This window comes from Streptomyces sp. NPDC059917 (genome assembly GCF_042730635.1).
In the GTDB taxonomy this organism is placed as follows: Bacteria; Actinomycetota; Actinomycetes; order Streptomycetales; family Streptomycetaceae; genus Streptomyces.
The window spans coordinates 19,518-35,405 of record NZ_JBHWLC010000045.1 but is presented as its reverse complement, the minus strand read 5'-3'; the positions used below and the strand labels follow the sequence as shown (position 1 = coordinate 35,405).

Genomic DNA, 15,888 nt, shown 5'->3' with positions numbered 1-15,888 from the left:
CGCAGCTGCCCGCCGCTCCCCCAGGGGGCGCGACGGGCAGACGTACGTGCGGTGCGGGCTCAGCCCTGGCGGGCCAGGTCGGCCGCGCCGACGAGTCCGGCCTTGCCGCCGAGCTGGGCGGCCAGGACCTGCGCGTGCGGCCGCCAGGCGCCGCCGATCAGCCAACGCTTGAAGGACTTGCGGATCGGGTCGAGGACGAGGTCGCCCTCGTCCGAGACCCCGCCGCCCACGATGAACGCGGACGGGTCGAAGAGGGAGGCCAGGTCGGCGAGACCCGCACCGGCCCAGCGGGCCAGCTCGCGGAAGGAGTCGATGGCCACCAGGTCGCCCGCGCGCGCGGCCTCGCTGATGTGCTTGCCCTCGATGCCCTCGGGGGTGCCGTCGCCGAGCGCGAGCAGGACCGCCGCGTTCTCGGGGGTGGCGTTGGCCCGCTGCCGGGCGTACCGGACGAGCGCGCGCCCGGAGGCGTACTGCTCCCAGCAGCCCTGGCTGCCGCAGCCGCACAGCAGGCCGTCGGGGACGACCCGGATGTGGCCGAATTCGGCGGCGACCCCGAAGCGGCCGCGGCGCAGCTTGTTGCCGATGATGATGCCGCCGCCCAGGCCCGTGCCCAGGGTGATGCAGATGACGTCGTCGTGGCCCTGGCCCGCGCCGAAGCGGTACTCGCCCCAAGCGGCGCAGTTGGCGTCGTTCTCGACGACGACCGGCAGGCCGATGCGCTGCTCGACCTTGTCCTTGAGCGGCTCGTGGCGCCAGTCGATGTTGGGTGCGAAGAGCACGGTCGCGCGCTTGTCGTCGACGTATCCGGCGGCGCCGATGCCGACGGCGTCGATGGTGTGGCTGCTGCCTACTTCGGACACTGCGGCGCAGATCGCGTCGGTCACGCCGTCCGCGGTCGGCGGGGTGGGCACCTTGTACGTCTCAAGGATGGTGCCCTCTTCGTCGACCACGCCGGCCGCGATCTTCGTGCCGCCGATGTCGACGCCGATGGTGAGTCCCATTAGTCCCTCGGTTTCCGGTCAAACCCCGCCGGGGCCCACGGTACCCGAGCGTTGGACGGGAGTCAGTCGAGATCGATGCGCTCGCCGGGGCCGGATCCGTCCCCGCCGTCCTCGCCCTCGGGGCGGGACCGGGCCCCGGGGTCCGTGCGCGGCGAGGGCTCGTCCCGGGTCCAGCGGCGCTCGTGGCCCTCGACGGCCGAGCGGTAGGCGGCCAGCAGCTCGGAGCCCGCGGCGGCCAGGTGGTCGAAGACCTCGGGGTTGCGCTCGATCACGGGCTTGACGGCGCTCTTGGCCTGGCTGACGAACTGGCGGGCGGCGCCCTGCGCGGCCGCGCCGATCAGCGGGTTGTTGAGCCCGGCGACCTTGTCGGCGACGGCCTCGAAGAGCTTGAAGAGTTCCTCGGCGGGGCTCCCCGTCTCGGCACCTCCCCCGCCCTGCGAGCGGCGGCGTTCGCGCTCGGCGGCCAGGTCCTCGGCGCACGCCCTGGCCCAGGCGTCGTCGTCTGCGGGACGGTCGGTGGCCTCGCTCATGGCGGACTCTCCTGGGCAGGCTGCGGGGCGGTGGGAACACCCTCGACGTTACCCGAACGGCCCCGTCCCGTTCAGGGCGTAAGCGGCCACTGGCCCGGGTCCGGGGTGAACCGGATCCGCAGGGTCCCCTCGTGCAGGCCCGCGCCCGTGACGGTGCACCGGCGCAGCGCCGACGGCAGCGAAACGATCCTGCGGAACGGGCCCGCCGTCAGCAGCAGCTCGTCCCCGCGCCGCACCAGGTCCAGGTCCCGCTTGGTCGCCCCCGGCAGCGGCACCACCCAGACGAGCACCCCGTCCTCGGTCAGCCGGTCCTCGACCGCCCACGCCCCGCGCGGGCCCGCGGGTACGTCCGCCAGCTCGTCCCGCGCGTCCAGCGCGACCAGGTCCCGCGGACCCCGCGGGTCCGCGCCCAGGTGCTCCAGAGCGGGCCGGGCCGCGCCCGGGAAGTCCCCGGCCCAGGTGGTGAGGTACTTGTCCTGCTGCGCGGCCAGGCCGGCCAGCCAGGGGTCCGCGCCGTCCCGGGGGACGAGCCGGTTGGCCACGACCGCGCCGACGGGCAGCTCGTGCAGGGCCAGGCCGAGCAGCCCGAGCCGCAGCGCGCCGTCGGCGCCCGGTCCCGGCTCGGCGACCATCCGTACGGAGGTGGTGTCCGCCTCCACCACGGCCTGGACGCCGGCCAGCTCCTCGTCCCAGCGCGCGGCCGCCTCGTACAGCCACTGCGCGGGCATCGGTACGCCCGCCAGCTGGGCCAGGACGGGCCGCAGCGCCCGGGCCGCCTGCCGCTGGGCGGGCAGCAGCCGGGCCAGGTAGCGGCGCAGCTGGGCCGGGAGCGCGAGGGTGGCGATGGCCTGGTGGACGGGCGGCATGTCGACCACGACCAGGTCGAAGGCGCCCGCCGCGGCGGCACCGGCCGCCCGGCGCAGGGCCCGCAGCAGGGCGAACTGTTCGGCGCCGGGGAGTTCGGTGAGTTCCTCGCCGCCCAGGGGCCGGGCCCCGAGCATCCCGAGGACGGTGGAGCCGCGCTCCTGGAGGCCGACCAGCTCGGCACGGAACTCGTCCGCGGAGTCGATCCGGGCCGCCCACAGGCCGTCCTCGGCGACGGGGACCGCGGTGAGTCCGGGGGCGACCTCGGCCGGTGCCCCGAGGGCCGGGCCGAGCAGGGCGCCCAGCGGGTCGCCGGGGTCGCCGGAGAGGACCAGCGTCCGCCGGCCGCGCCGGGCCGCCGCGAGGGCGGTGGCGGCGGCGACGGTGGTGCGTCCCGCCCCGCCGGGGCCGGTGATCAGCAAGGTGTGCACGAGCGACGGCTCCGGTTCGGTACGGCAGGTACGGCGGGGTGCCCGGGAGGGCGTGCTCAGACGGCCTCGACGCGCTTCTTCAGGCCCGCCAGCGCGCGGTCGATGATGACCTTCTCGGCCTTGCGCTTGATCATGCCGAGCATCGGGATCTTGACGTCCACGGTCAGCTGGTAGGTGACCTCGGTCCGCTTGCCGCCGTCCAGCGGGGCCAGTCGGTAGGAGCCGTCGAGCTGGCGCAGCATCTGCGACTTGTCGAGGGTCCAGCTGACCTCGTCCGCACCCTTCCAGGTGTAGTTGAGGGTGTGGTCGTCCTTGATCGCCCCGGCGTCGAGCAGCAGGCGCACCTTCTCGGCGCGGCCCGCGGCGTCGGCGGCCAGCACCTCGGCCTCCTTCACCTCGCCGGTCCACTCGGGGTAGCGCGCGAAGTCCGCGATCACGGCCATGACGTCAGCCGGCGCCGCTTCGATCGTGATGCTCGAGCTGGTGTGTTCCGCCATCGCGGTCGCTCCTCCGGGCCGGTGTCACCTCCCAGCGGCAGCTGGGGAAGTTCAGAAGTGTGGCGGCCCGCGGCCGCCGCGTGAAGGCTACCGCGCGGGTGGACCTCACCACTCCAGGACCCATGGCCTTCCGGTGGCCGCGAAGTGCCCGACGTTCACGCACTCGGTGGCGCCGATCCGCATCCGGCGGGCCAGCGGCTGGTGCACGTGCCCGAAGAGGGCGTAGCGGGGGCGGGTCCGGCGGATGGCGTCGAGGAGGGCCGCGCTGCCGCGCTCGAAGCGCCGGGCGACCGTGTCGTAGCAGAGCTCGGGGACCTCCGGCGGGATGTGCGAGCACAGCACGTCGACCTCGCCGATCGCCTCGACCTTGGCCGCGTACTCCTCGAGGTCCACCTCGTACGGGGTGCGCATCGGCGTGGGCAGGCCGCCGCCGACGAAGCCGAAGACCCGGCCGCCGATCTCCACGCGCTCGCCGTCCAGGACGGTGGTGCCGGGGCGGGCGTACTGCGGCCAGAGCCCGGGGATGTCGACGTTGCCGTAGGTGGCGTAGGTGGGGGTGGGGAAGGCGGCGAACATCTCCTCGTACTGCCGGCGCACCGCGCCCTCGATCACCTGTTCGCGGTCCAGGCCGGCCCACAGCTCGCGGCCCAGGGCGCGCGCCTCGTCGAAGCGGCGCTCGGTGCGCAGGGCCACGATCCGGTCGGCGTTCTCCACGCCGAAGAGGTCCGGGAAGATGCCGCGCGAGTGGTCGGCGTAGTCCAGGAAGAGGACCAGGTCGCCCAGGCAGATCAGGGCGTCCGCGCCCTCTCCGGCCCGGGCCAGCGCCTCGGCGTTGCCGTGCACGTCGCTCACCACGTGCACCCGGGTGTCCCGGCCGACCCGTGTGCCGCTCTTGGTGCCTTTGCGTTCCGTGCGCTCGATGCCGCTTTTCGTACCACCCATGACGTCACCCTAGGGGCGTGCGGGCACGGGGCATAGACGGGGTGGGGAGGATCTCGTACAGCCGCCCGGACCTGCGGTTACTTCCGAGTCGTGGAAGGCGTCGACTAATGTCGGCCCGGTATGGCCGTGTCATGTGACGCACGGAACATCTGGCCGGTTCCCCCTATCGGGAACCCACTACTCGTGGGTAACGTCCGGTCGGTCCACATGGTGGCGATGGCGCCCAGAGGAGCAGCAGTCTTGCGCGAGTTCAGCCTTCCGGCCCTGTACGAGGTCCCGTCGGACGGGAACCTGACGGATCTCATCCGCCGCAACGCCGCTCAGCATCCGCAGACCGCCGTCATGGCGCGCAAGGTCGGCAGCGGCTGGCAGGACGTGACCGCCACCGAGTTCCTGGCGGAGGTCCGGGCCACGGCCAAGGGCCTGATCGCGGCCGGCGTGCGGCCCGGCGACCGGGTCGCGCTCATCTCGCGCACCCGCTACGAGTGGGTGCTGGTCGACTTCGCGATCTGGAGCGCGGGCGCCGTCACGGTCCCCGTCTACGAGACCAGCTCGCCCGAGCAGATCCAGTGGATCCTCGGCGACTCCGGCGCCAGCGCCGTGATCGTCGAGAGCCCGGGTCACAGCGCGTCCGTCGCCGCCCTGCGCGACCGGCTCCCCGAGCTGCGCGACGTCTGGGAGATCGAGGCGGGCGCCCTGGAGGCCCTGCGCGCCGCGGGCGCCGGGGTCACCGACGCCGAGGTCGACGAGCGCAGCGGCCTCGCCAACGCCGACGACCCGGCCACCATCGTCTACACCTCGGGCACCACCGGCCGCCCCAAGGGCTGCGTGCTGACCCACCGCAACTTCTTCGCCGAGTGCGGCAACGTGGTGGAGCGGCTCAGCCCGCTCTTCCGCACCGGCGAGTGCTCGGTCCTGCTCTTCCTCCCGGCGGCCCACGTCTTCGGCCGCCTGGTCGAGGTGGCCGCCGTACTGGCCCCCATCCGGCTGGGCTGCGTACCGGACATCAAGAACCTGACCGACGAGCTCCAGTCCTTCAAGCCCACCCTCATCCTGGGCGTGCCGCGGGTCTTCGAGAAGGTCTACAACTCGGCGCGCGCCAAGGCGCAGGCCGACGGCAAGGGCAAGATCTTCGACGCGGCGGCCGAGACCGCCATCGCCTACAGCCGCGCGCTGGACACCCCGGGCGGCCCGTCCTTCGGGCTCAAGCTCAAGCACAAGGTCTTCTCGAAGCTCGTCTACAGCAAGCTGCACACGGTGCTGGGCGGGCGCGGCGAGTACGCGATCTCCGGTGGCGCCCCGCTGGGCGAGCGCCTCGGGCACTTCTTCCGCGGGATCGGCTTCACGGTGCTGGAGGGCTACGGCCTGACCGAGTCGTGCGCCGCGACCGCCTTCAACCCGTGGGACCGGACGAAGATCGGTACGGTCGGCCAGCCGCTGCCGGGATCGGTCGTGCGCATCGCGGACGACGGCGAGGTGCTGCTGCACGGCGAGCACGTCTTCCAGGAGTACTGGAAGAACGAGACGGCGACCGCCGAGGCGCTGGCCGACGGCTGGTTCCGCACGGGCGACGTCGGCACCCTCGACGAGGACGGCTACCTCACGATCACCGGGCGCAAGAAGGAACTCATCGTCACCGCGGGCGGCAAGAACGTCGCTCCCGCCGTGATCGAGGACCGGATCCGCGCCCACGCGCTGGTCGCGGAGTGCATGGTGGTCGGCGACGCGAGGCCGTTCGTGGCCGCGCTGGTGACCATCGACGAGGAGTTCCTCGGCCGGTGGGCCGCGGAGCACGGCAAGCCGGCCGGTTCGACGGCGGCTTCGCTGCGCGAGGACGCGGACCTCAACGCCGCCGTCCAGCAGGCCGTGGACGACGGCAACGCGGCGGTCTCCAAGGCGGAATCGGTGCGGAAATTCCGCATTCTGCCCTCCCAGTTCACGGAGGAGTCGGGCCACCTGACGCCGTCGCTGAAGCTGAAGCGCAACGTGGTGGCGAAGGACTTCGCGGACGAGGTCGAGGCCCTCTACCGGGGCTGATCCCCCGGCCGGTCACGGCGCTAGCGCGGGTCCTCGGCGAGGATCCGCGCCATGTTCCGCTCGGCGAGCGCGGTGATGGTGACGAAGGGGTTCACCCCGAGCGAGCCGGGGACGAGCGAGCCGTCGACGACGTACAGCCCCTGGTAGCCCTTGGCCCGGCCGTAGTCGTCGGTGGCGGCGCCGAGCACGCAGCCGCCGAGCGGGTGGTAGGTGAAGTTGTCGGCGAAGTTCTTGTTGTCGCCGAAGAGGTCGTAGCGGTAGATCGTGAAGTTGGCCCGGTTGATCCGGTCGAAGAGCCGCTTGGCGGCGTTCACCGACGGGGTGTTCTGGTCCCGGGTCCACTGGAGCTTCGCCGAGTCGCTGACGGCGTCGTAGGTGAAGTGGCCGCGCTCGGGGTTCTTGGTGATCGCCAGGTACATCGAGATCCAGTGCTCGATCCCCATCGGCAGCGGGGCGATCTCGGCGAAGACCGGGTTCGAGGCGTTGTCCCAGTCGTCGATGCCGAGGGCGGGCATGGTGGCCTGGTTGGCCCCGACGGTGTCCCAGAGGTGGTTGGCCCGGGCGGTCATCACGTTGCCGTTGTGGCCCCAGCCGCGGCCGACCTCCCCGCTGAGCGCGGGCAGCGCGCCGGTCTCGCGGGCGCGCAGCAGGATCTCGGTGGTGCCGAGGCTGCCCGCGCCCAGGAAGAGCTGCTTGCAGCCCAGTTCGCGGGTCTGGGTGACCCGCCCGGTCACGTCGCTGGTCTGGACGGTGAGGACGTAGCCCCCGGCCGGGTCCGGGCGTACGGCGACCACGCGCTGCATGGTCTCGATGGTGACGTTGCCGGTGCCGAGGGCGGCGGCGAGGTAGGTCTTGTCGACGCTCTTCTTGCCGTGGTTGTTGCCGTAGATGACCTCGCCCGCGAGCGCGGACTTGGTGGCGGTGCCCGCCGCCTCGCGCTTCATGTACTCGAAGTCGTAGACGTTGGGCACGAAGGTGGTCTTCAGGCCGGTGTTCTGGGCGTGCTTGCGGGAGATGCGGGCGAAGCGGTACCACTCGGTGGACTCGAACCAGGACGGGTCGATGTCGTTGACGCCGAGCATCTGGCGGGCCCGCGGGTAGTAGGTGCCGTACATCTCGTCGGCGTCGACACGGGGCAGCACCTCGGTGAAGTACGAGCGCTTGGGGGTCGGCGCCATGCCGCCGTTGACGAGGGAGCCGCCGCCGACGCCGCGGCCGACGTAGACGGACATGTCGCCGTAGTTCACCCGGTCCAGGACGCCGGGGTAGGGGCTGATGTTCCGGTTGACCACGTCGAGCCAGAGGAACTGGGCGAGCGGGGCCTCGGTGCGCGTGCGGTACCACATGGAGCGCTGGTCGGGCGCGGAGGTGGAGGGGAAGACCTTGCCGTCGGGGCCCGGGGTGTCCCAGAGGCGGCCCATTTCGAGGACGACGGTCCGCACGCCCGCCTGTCCGAGCCGCAAGGCGGCCACGGCGGAGCCGTAGCCGGAGCCGACGACGATGGCGGGCGCGTACTGCGCGGCGGCGGGTTCGGCGGCGGCCGCGGAGGACAGCCCGATCCTGGTGAACCCGAGTGCCGCGGCGGTCTGGAGGGCGCCGATCCCCAGTAGGTGACGGCGCGTCAGCTGTGATGTCATGGTCGCATCATGGGCGGAATGCTATCGTCCACCCAGATGTCGTACTGACAGATATCTGAGTGACAGTCAGATATGGCCGGGAGCGGCCTTGTTACGGCCGATTGGCGATCATCGCGATCCCCGCGGCCGCCCCGGTCACAGCAGCCCGCGCAGCCGGTCCGCCAGCAGGTCCCAGCGCCACCGCTCCTCCACCCAGGCCCGGCCCCGCTCCCCCATCGCCCGGGCCAGCGCCGGATCGCGCAGCAGCGTGACGATCTTCTCCGCCGCGTCGGTCGCGGAGCCGCCCCGCACCACCCAGCCCGTCTCCCCGTCCAGCACCGCGTCCGGCGCGCCCCCGGAGTCCCCCGCCACCACCGGCAGGCCCGTCGCCGAGGCCTCCAGGTAGACGATCCCGAGGCCCTCCACGTCCAGGCCGCCCCGCCGGGTCCGGCACGGCATCGCGAAGACGTCCCCCGCCCCGAAGTGCGCGGGCAGCTCCCCCCACGGCAGGGCCCCGGTGAAGCGCACCGAGTCCGTGACCCCGCTCGACGCGGCCAGCGCCCGCAGCGCGCCCTCGTAGGGACCGCCGCCCACGATCAGCAGCACCGTGCCCGGCACCTCGGCCAGGATCAGCGGCAGCGCCCGGATCAGGGTGTCCTGGCCCTTGCGCGGCACCAACCGGGACACGCACACCACCACCGGGCGGTCCGTCAGCCCCAGCCGGGCCCGGATCAGGTCGCCGCCCGACCCGGGGTGGAAGGTCTTCTCGTCGACCCCGGGCGGCAGCCGCACCATCCGCGCCGCCGCCGCGGCACTCAGCGTGCCCGCGATCCGCGACCGGGTGTACTCGCCGAGGTAGGTGACCGTGTCCGTGCCCTCGCCGATCCGGTGCAGCAGCCCGCGGGCGCCGGGCAGCTGGGCCCAGCCCGCCTCGTGCCCGTGCGTGGTCGCCACCACCCGGCGGGCGCCCGCCCGGCGCAGCGCCGGGCCCATCAGCCCGAGGGGGGCGGCGGCCCCGAACCAGACCGCCTCGCACCCGTGTTCGCGCAGCAGGGCGGTGGCCCGGCGGGTGACCCGGGGGGTGGGCAGCAGCATCGTCGCGCCGTCCCGCACCACGGGGAAGGGCTGCGCCGCGTCGAAGGCGGCGGTGGCCGCGGCGGCCTCCGCGCCCCGCTTCCAGGTGGAGGCGTACACGACGACCCGGTCCGGATCCAGGCGCAGGGCCATGTTGTGGAGGAAGGCCTGGATGCCGCCCGGGCGTGGCGGGAAATCGTTGGTCACGATCAGCGTCTTGTGCATCGTGCGGCGAGGCTACCGCTCACCGCAGCTCCTCCCGCAGGGTCGATTGCCACGTTTGGGTGAGGTTTGGGAGGTCGGTGTCCAGGGTGCTCCGCAGGGCCGTCGACAGCGGATTTTGGCCGACTTCGACATAGAGCCTGACCAGGGCCGCCTCGCCCCAGCGGTCCGCGATCAAGCGGCAGGCCAACCAGGCCCCTTCGTAGGCGCGGGCCATCGCCTGCGCGTCACCCCCGAAGGTGAACGCCTCGTTCGGGGGCAGCGCGGACGGAAGTTCACCCCGGCCCACGGCCCGGCGCAGGGTCGGCGCGGCCTGCGCCGGCGTGCGCCCGGTCGAGCGGTACGCCGCCCAGTCCGCGAAGCCCTCGGAGAGCCACAGCGGGGTCGAGGCGGTGGTCGCGGAGCGGGTGGCGACGTGCGTGCTCTCGTGGGTGATGACCACCTGGCGGCCCAGCTCGCTCAGGCCCTCGTACGCCTGCGGGTTGACGACCACCCGGTCCGCCGGGGCCGGGTCCACGCCCACCAGCCCGTTGGTCACCGCCGCCAGTCCCCGGTAGGCGTCGGCGGGCCGCCCCAGCAGCGCGGCCATCGCCTCCACGTCCGCGGGGACCACGACCACCAGCCGGCCCGCCCACGGCCGCGGCCAGGCCGCGTCGACCGCGGGCACGGCCCGCCCCGCGACCACCGCGATCTCCTCCAGGCTCTCCCGGGAGCGCCCCCGGCCGCCCAGCACCAGCGCCCGCTCCCCGCGCACCACGGACACCGGCCCCTGGTCCCACAGCTGCGGCAGCGCCCCGGGAGCGGGCCGGTCACCGGTGACGTGCCAGCCGCCGGCGTCCTCGCTCAGCGTCAGGGAGCGGGCCGAGCCCGCCGGAGCGGAGTCGTAGCCGGTGAGCCGGTAGCGCAGCTCCGCGGCCGCGGTGGCCCGGGCGCCGTCCCGGCGCACCGAGGTGACCTCGTAGCTCCAGCCCTCCAGCGGGACGGCGGCGAGCGCCGCGGGCGGCCGGGCCGACCAGGCGGACACCGCCGCCCTGACGGCCCGCTCGGCGCCGTCGGGCGGCGCGGTCCCGTCGGAGGGCCGGGCGCAGCCGGACCCGCAGGCCAGCAGCAGCACGGCCAGCAGCGGGAACAGCGCGCGCAGGGGACCCCGGACCATCCGGCGATCGTACGCGCGCACGCGCACCCCGGGCACGGCGAGCACCGCCCGCACCATCCGCGACGGCGCCCGAGGGGCCGCTCATCGCCGGGGCGCGGTCACCTCAGGGGCGGGTCACCGAGGACACCGGCATCATCCCGACGGGGTCGTACCGCACGGCGGCCCCCGGGTAGGGGGCATGCACCACCTGGCCGTTGCCGACGTACATGCCCACGTGGCTCGCGTCCGAGCGGTAGGTCACCAGGTCGCCGGGCCGGGCCTCGGACAGGGAGACCCGGCGGCCCGCGTGCCGCTGCTCCTGCGAGGTCCGCGGCAGCGAGACGCCCGCCTGCCGGTAGGACCACACCATCAGCCCGGAACAGTCGAAGCCGGAGGGCCCGGTGGCCCCCCAGACGTACGGGCGCCCGACCGCGGCCCGGGCCGCCATCACGGCGGTCGCGGCGCGCCCCGAGGAAGCGGCGCCGGAGCCGGGGAGTTCGGGCAGCGCGTCGGCGCGCCCGCCGGAACGCGAGGAACGCTCGAAGGAGGCCCGCTCCTCGGTCGGCATCGCGTTGAGGAGCCGCCGGGCCGCGGCGAGCTTGGCGGTCACGGAGCGCTTCTGGCGCGCCGTGTCGGCCCGCAGCTCGTCGAGCTCGGCGAGCTTGCCCGAGGCGACCCGGCGCTCCTGGTCCAGCTTGCGCTGCTCCTCGCGCAGTTCGTCGAGCTGGCGGGTCTGGCGGCCGGTCAGCCGGTCGAGGGCGCTGGCCTTGTCGAGGTACTCGTCGGGGTCCTCGGAGAGCATCAGCTCGACGGCCGGGTCGAGGCCGCCGGACTTGTACTGGGCCCCGGCGAAGCTGCCGAGCACCCCGCGCATGGTGTTGATCCGGTCCTGGCCGCGCGCCACGGCGTCCTGGGCGCGCAGGACCTCGGCGCGCAGCTTCGCGCTGCGCTCCCCGGCCGCGTTGAACCGCTCGGTGGCCTGCTCGGCCTCCTCGAACAGCCGGTCCACCTGGGCCCGGCTCCCGCCGGGCGGGTCGGCGGGGGCCGCACTGGCCGGTACGCCGGTCATCGCGACCGCGGCGGTGGCCGCGGCGGCGGTCAGGACCGTGACCCTGGTGTTCCGGTCGTGGCCCGTGGGCGCGGGCCGGCGATGGGATGCCACGTGGAGCCGCCTTCCGCTAGCGCGGGGCCCGGGTCCGCCCCCCGTGGACGGCCGTGTGCCGGGTTCCGCGCTGGCAGACAGTAGCGGCGCGAACACGCCCCGACCAACGACCGCCGGTGGGCACGCACAGTGACGCCCCGCCGACAGACGCAGGTCACCGGCGGGGCGAGGGGGCGGCGCGCGCCCCGGTAATTCGCCCGGATGGGCGGTGTTCGGGGCGCGCCGCGAGGTTCAGCCGGAGACCCGGACGCCGAACTGGAAGGGCATGTTGGCGACGGCCTCGTACTTCACGCCGCCGCGCGGGTTGGAGGCGTGCAGGGTCATGCCGTTGCCCGCGTACAGGCCGACGTGGTGCAGGTCGTCGTAGAACAGGATCAGGTCGCCCGGCTGGAGTTCGCTCAGGCTCAGCCGGCGGCCGGCGTTCGCCTGGTCGTAGGTGACGCGCGGGATGTCCACACCGGCCTGGCCGTAGGCCCACTGGGTCAGCCCCGAGCAGTCCCACGAGTCGGGGCCCGTGTCGCCCATGTGGTAGGCGTCGCCGAGCTGCTGCTTGGCGTATTCCAGGGCGGCTCCGGCCCGGCCGGAGCCCTTCGCCCCGCCGCCGGCGTTCGCCTTGTCGGCGGCGCCGCCGCTGGCCTTCTTCTCGTCGGCGCCGAGCTGCGAGCGCTGCTCGGCGGAGAGGGAGTTGAGGACCGCCTGCGCCGCGGCGAGCTTGTCCTGGGAGTCCTTCTTCTTCTGGTTCAGTTCCTTGCGGGTGGCGTCGAGGTCGGCGAGCTTGCCCGCGGCCTCCTGCCGCTTCTGCGCCAGGCTGCGCTGCTTGGCCTGGATCTTCTGGACGGCTTCGACCTGTTGGCCGCTCAACTGCTCCAGCGTGGACGCCTTGTCGAGGTAGTCGTCCGGGTTCGCGGAGAGGAACAGCGCCAGGGAGTTGTCTATGCCGCCGGTGCGGTACTGGGCGCTGGCCATCGAACCGAGTGCGGTGCGCAGGGTGTTGAGCTCGTCCTGCCCCTTCGCCACCTGGTCCTGGATCTGGCCGATCTCCTTCTCCAGCTTGTCCTGGCGCTCCTTGGCCCCGTTGGCCTTCTCGGTGGCCTGTTCGGCCTCCTCGTAGAGCGCGTCGACCTTGGCCTTGGCTTCGTCCTTGCTCGGCTGCGGGGCGGCGCTGGCGCCGTTGGCGGAGAGGACGACGGCCGCGGCGGCGGTGGCCGTCAGGACGGTCACGCGGAGGCGGCTCGGCTGCTTGGGTCGACGGTGGGACGCCACGGGGGCGAGCTCCTTCTTCCTAGAGCCACCGCAGTACGCACACTCGGCAGCCCCTCCGCCCGGCACCCCGAATGAGTGATCCATCGCACGAAGGTTTGGGCCGACCCTAGTGACCTTCCTGTGATCAGTTCAAATCCTGACGACAAAAAAATCGGTCACCGACCAGCTTCTTTACCTACATCGCACGCCCCGTAGCGGTCACTTGACGGTACGTTCCGAAAATCCCGACAAATCAGTGATCCCGGCCAGGAGTTACGAAACGCGCGAAAGCCGCTTCAGCAACAAGGCGGACGTCACCGGCCGCGCCCCCGCCTTGGCCACGCCGTCGGCCACCTCGCGGTCGGTGGAGACCACGACCACCGGCCGCCCCGGCGGCTCCGCGCGCACCAGCTGGCGGATCAACTCGTCCGCCGTGACGCCCGCCTTGGAGAACAGCACCCGGACCCCGCGCGGCGGCGCCAGCAGCACCGGCGCGGCCAGCTCGGCCCCGTCGAAGACACAGGTCATCTCGGCGCCGCTCTGGGCGGCCAGCATCGACAGCCCGCCCAGCAGCCGCAGCCGCTGCTTCTCCAACGGCATCGTCGGATAGCCGGTCTTGGTGACGTTGTAGCCGTCCACCACCAGATGGGCCTGCGGCAGCGCCAGCAGCTGGTCCAGCAGCGCCGGATCCGTCTCCGACAGCGCCCGCGCCGCGATGTCCTTCGGGGTCATCCGGCCCGGCTCCACCGCCTCCACCGTGTCCGCCGGACGCGTCGAGACCGGCGGCAGCGCCAGCTCCCGGCGCAGCCCCTGGGCCGCGTCGAGCACCGTGTCGAGCAGCAGCCGCAGCCGCATGTCCTCGATGCTGCGACCCTCGCGGGTGGCCCGGCGCGAGGTCTCCAGCGCCGACTCCACCTCCGCCAGGCGGGACTTGAGCCGCCGCGACTCGCTCTCGGCCGCCACCACCCGGGCGCCGGTCTCGCTGCGGATCCCGTCGATCTCGGCGATCACCTTGCGCAGGGCCGCCTCGCCCCGCTTGACGTCGTTGAGGGCGCTGCGCAGTTTGCGCTGAAGCGATTCGGCTTCCTTGCGGGAGGACTCCAGCTCGGCGCGCACCTGCTCGCCGCCGGTGCGCTGCTGCTCGCGCAGCTGCGCCAGCTCCTCGCGCAGCCGCTCCAGCTCGCGCTGGGTCTCCTCGCCGACCCGCTCGGCGTCGGCGCGCTGCGCCTCCTCGCCGGCCGCGGCCACGAGCTTGACCCAGCCCGCGGGCCGCAGGACGTACGCGGCGGCGGCCACGTCCAGCGGGTCCGCGGCCGCGGGCGGCGCGCCGGACTCCAGCGCGGCCGACAGCTCCGGCTGGGCCTCGCGCAGCTTCTCGGCGACCCGGCCGCGGAAGACGGCGTCCGTCTCCACGGCCGCCGCCATCGCGTTGCCCGCGAACTTCGCCCGTCGCGTCGGGGTGAACCGGGCGTACTGGCGCAACTGACCCGGAAGGTCGGCGACCGTCAACCCGCCGAAGGCGTCCGAGACCAGCGCGACCACCCGGCGCCGCACGCCTTCGGGCAGCGGGCGGTCGAGCACCTCCGCGGCGTCGCCGGCCGCGTCGGCCGGCTCAGCGCCGCTTGCTGGCTCCACAATCCGTCACCCCTACCGTTACTTCTCGACCGCGGGCACCGGCTCCCTCAGGAGTCCGTACCCGGCCGGTCCACGAGTTCGATCTGGTCCACCGCGTTGCACCAGCGGCAGCGGACCGACTCGATGGTCTCATTGACCACCTCGCGTTCCTCGACCTTGGGCTCCCCGGCGAGGTCCAGGTGGACGTACTCCACGACCTTCGACGAACGGGTCACGTCGAACCGCGTGAGGTTGCCGCACAGCGTGCAGCGCCACCGGGTCGTCTCCGTCGGCAGGGGAACCGTCATCAGGCCGCTCACTCCTTCGTCGCTCTTTCAATTAAAGCGGTCCGCGCCTCTCGGCGGGACCGCGGCTCGTAACCCTACGGCCTGACGTCCCCCTCGCGTGGGGCGCATTCCCCCATGTGAGACGCGGCGGGGCGAGCCGTCCCGATCCCTCCGGTTACGCCATGCTCTGTCCCATGAGCGCAAGGTGGCCGGCCGTCCGCGAGGCCGCGCGCGGCCCGGTGGTGACGTACGCGCTGATCGCGGCCTGCGCGGTCGTCTTCATCCTCTCCCCCGCCTCGGGGATGAACCCGGTCTACGGCACGGGCGAGGACCTGGTGGTGGCCGGGACCGCGTACTTCCGGCGCTGGGGCGTCGTACCGGACGAGCTCTTCACCGGCACCGCGCGCGCCGCGCTGACCCCGCTGACCGCGCTCTTCGTCCACGGCGGCTGGCTGCACCTGCTGGGCAACTGCCTCTTCCTCTACGTCTTCGGGGCGATGACCGAGGAACGCATGGGGCGCGCCCACTTCCTCGTCTTCTACGTGAGCACCGGCTACCTCGCCCTGGCCGCGTACGCGGCGGCCAACGCCTCCTCCGACCAGACCCTGGTCGGCGCCTCCGGGGCCATCTCGGCCGTCCTGGGGGCCTTCCTGTGCCTCTTCCCCAAGGCCCGGGTCACCAGCCTCTTCCCGTTCCTCTTCTTCGTCCCGCTGCGCTTCCCCGCCTGGATCGTGCTGATGTTCTGGTTCGGCCTCCAGTGGCTGGCGGCGCAGCGCGCGGGGAGCGGTCCCGGAGTGGCCTACCTGGCCCACGTGGTGGGCTTCTCCCTCGGGTTCCTCTACGCGTGGGTGCGATATCGGCGTACGACTAGAGTGAGGCGACCAGCGACGGCCACCGAGGGAGACAGCCAGCCGTGATCACCGCGATCGTGCTCATCAAGACCAGCGTGGACCGCATCCCCGAGATCGCGGAGTCGATCGCCGCGCTGGACAACGTCAGCGAGGTCTACTCCGTCACGGGCACCTACGACCTGATCGCCCTCGTCCGCGTGCCGCGCCACGAGAACCTGGCGGACATCATCCCGGGCCGCATCAGCAAGATCCCGGGCGTCGAGGCGACGGACACCCACGTGGCGTTCCGCACGTACTCCCAGCACGACCTGGAAGCGGCCTTCGCGATCGGCCTGGACGCCTGACACCTGGCGGCGGGCGCCCGTGCCCCGGCACGCCTCAAA

15 protein-coding genes are annotated in these 15,888 nt (G+C 73.2%); 3 read left to right on the top strand and 12 right to left on the bottom strand.

What is annotated here, in order from left to right; translation table 11 throughout:
- Window positions 1-59: 59 nt before the first annotated feature.
- The 5 genes from ACFWAR_RS24625 to ACFWAR_RS24605 form a co-directional block, all read right to left on the bottom strand.
- Window positions 60-1,001, bottom strand: coding sequence for an ROK family glucokinase (locus ACFWAR_RS24625; protein WP_354383676.1), 942 nt, complete (start codon window positions 999-1,001; stop codon window positions 60-62).
- Window positions 1,002-1,063: 62 nt separating this feature from the next.
- Window positions 1,064-1,531, bottom strand: coding sequence for a DUF5304 domain-containing protein (locus ACFWAR_RS24620; RefSeq protein WP_385780939.1), 468 nt, complete (start codon window positions 1,529-1,531; stop codon window positions 1,064-1,066).
- Window positions 1,532-1,602: 71 nt separating this feature from the next.
- Window positions 1,603-2,826 (bottom strand): ArsA family ATPase, encoded by a 1,224-nt coding sequence (locus ACFWAR_RS24615; protein ID WP_385780936.1) that lies wholly within the window; start codon window positions 2,824-2,826, stop codon window positions 1,603-1,605.
- A gap of 56 nt (window positions 2,827-2,882) precedes the next feature.
- Window positions 2,883-3,323: an SRPBCC family protein gene (locus tag ACFWAR_RS24610; RefSeq protein ID WP_385780933.1), complete on the bottom strand. Its 441-nt coding sequence runs from the start codon at window positions 3,321-3,323 to the stop codon at window positions 2,883-2,885.
- Between the two features lie 105 nt (window positions 3,324-3,428).
- On the bottom strand, window positions 3,429-4,265 hold the full coding sequence (locus ACFWAR_RS24605; protein WP_385780930.1) for a metallophosphoesterase: 837 nt from the start codon (window positions 4,263-4,265) through the stop codon (window positions 3,429-3,431).
- Between the two features lie 240 nt (window positions 4,266-4,505).
- On the opposite strand from ACFWAR_RS24605, the gene ACFWAR_RS24600 reads away from it, so the two are divergent.
- Window positions 4,506-6,302 carry an AMP-dependent synthetase/ligase gene (locus ACFWAR_RS24600; RefSeq protein WP_385780927.1) on the top strand — a complete coding sequence of 599 codons (1,797 nt, stop codon included), beginning with the start codon at window positions 4,506-4,508 and terminating at the stop codon, window positions 6,300-6,302.
- A 20-nt stretch (window positions 6,303-6,322) separates the two neighbouring features.
- On the opposite strand, the gene ACFWAR_RS24595 is transcribed toward ACFWAR_RS24600, so the two are convergent.
- From ACFWAR_RS24595 to ACFWAR_RS24565, 7 genes are all read right to left on the bottom strand, one after another.
- Window positions 6,323-7,939: a GMC oxidoreductase gene (locus tag ACFWAR_RS24595; RefSeq protein WP_385780924.1), complete on the bottom strand. Its 1,617-nt coding sequence runs from the start codon at window positions 7,937-7,939 to the stop codon at window positions 6,323-6,325.
- 135 nt (window positions 7,940-8,074) lie between these two features.
- Window positions 8,075-9,217, bottom strand: coding sequence for a glycosyltransferase family 4 protein (locus ACFWAR_RS24590; protein ID WP_385780921.1), 1,143 nt, complete (start codon window positions 9,215-9,217; stop codon window positions 8,075-8,077).
- A gap of 19 nt (window positions 9,218-9,236) precedes the next feature.
- Window positions 9,237-10,370, bottom strand: coding sequence for a hypothetical protein (locus tag ACFWAR_RS24585; RefSeq protein ID WP_385780918.1), 1,134 nt, complete (start codon window positions 10,368-10,370; stop codon window positions 9,237-9,239).
- Window positions 10,371-10,473: 103 nt separating this feature from the next.
- The gene (locus ACFWAR_RS24580) at window positions 10,474-11,511 is read right to left on the bottom strand and encodes an NlpC/P60 family protein (RefSeq protein WP_385780915.1); all 1,038 of its coding nucleotides are present in this window, start codon (window positions 11,509-11,511) and stop codon (window positions 10,474-10,476) included.
- A gap of 231 nt (window positions 11,512-11,742) precedes the next feature.
- The gene (locus ACFWAR_RS24575) at window positions 11,743-12,774 is read right to left on the bottom strand and encodes an NlpC/P60 family protein (RefSeq protein WP_385780912.1); all 1,032 of its coding nucleotides are present in this window, start codon (window positions 12,772-12,774) and stop codon (window positions 11,743-11,745) included.
- A 252-nt stretch (window positions 12,775-13,026) separates the two neighbouring features.
- On the bottom strand, window positions 13,027-14,391 hold the full coding sequence (locus tag ACFWAR_RS24570) for an NYN domain-containing protein (protein ID WP_385781017.1): 1,365 nt from the start codon (window positions 14,389-14,391) through the stop codon (window positions 13,027-13,029).
- A gap of 44 nt (window positions 14,392-14,435) precedes the next feature.
- Complete coding sequence (locus ACFWAR_RS24565) at window positions 14,436-14,675, bottom strand: hypothetical protein (protein WP_351040472.1); 240 nt, start codon at window positions 14,673-14,675, stop codon at window positions 14,436-14,438.
- A 173-nt stretch (window positions 14,676-14,848) separates the two neighbouring features.
- Between ACFWAR_RS24565 and ACFWAR_RS24560 the strand changes: the two genes are divergently transcribed.
- Both ACFWAR_RS24560 and ACFWAR_RS24555 read left to right on the top strand, forming a co-directional pair.
- On the top strand, window positions 14,849-15,571 hold the full coding sequence (locus ACFWAR_RS24560; RefSeq protein WP_385780909.1) for a rhomboid family intramembrane serine protease: 723 nt from the start codon (window positions 14,849-14,851) through the stop codon (window positions 15,569-15,571).
- Window positions 15,568-15,849, top strand: a complete 282-nt coding sequence (locus tag ACFWAR_RS24555) for an Lrp/AsnC ligand binding domain-containing protein (protein ID WP_352215145.1) — start codon at window positions 15,568-15,570, stop codon at window positions 15,847-15,849. The genes ACFWAR_RS24560 and ACFWAR_RS24555 overlap by 4 nt, the downstream gene beginning before the upstream one ends.
- The last annotated feature ends 39 nt before the right edge of the window (window positions 15,850-15,888 follow it).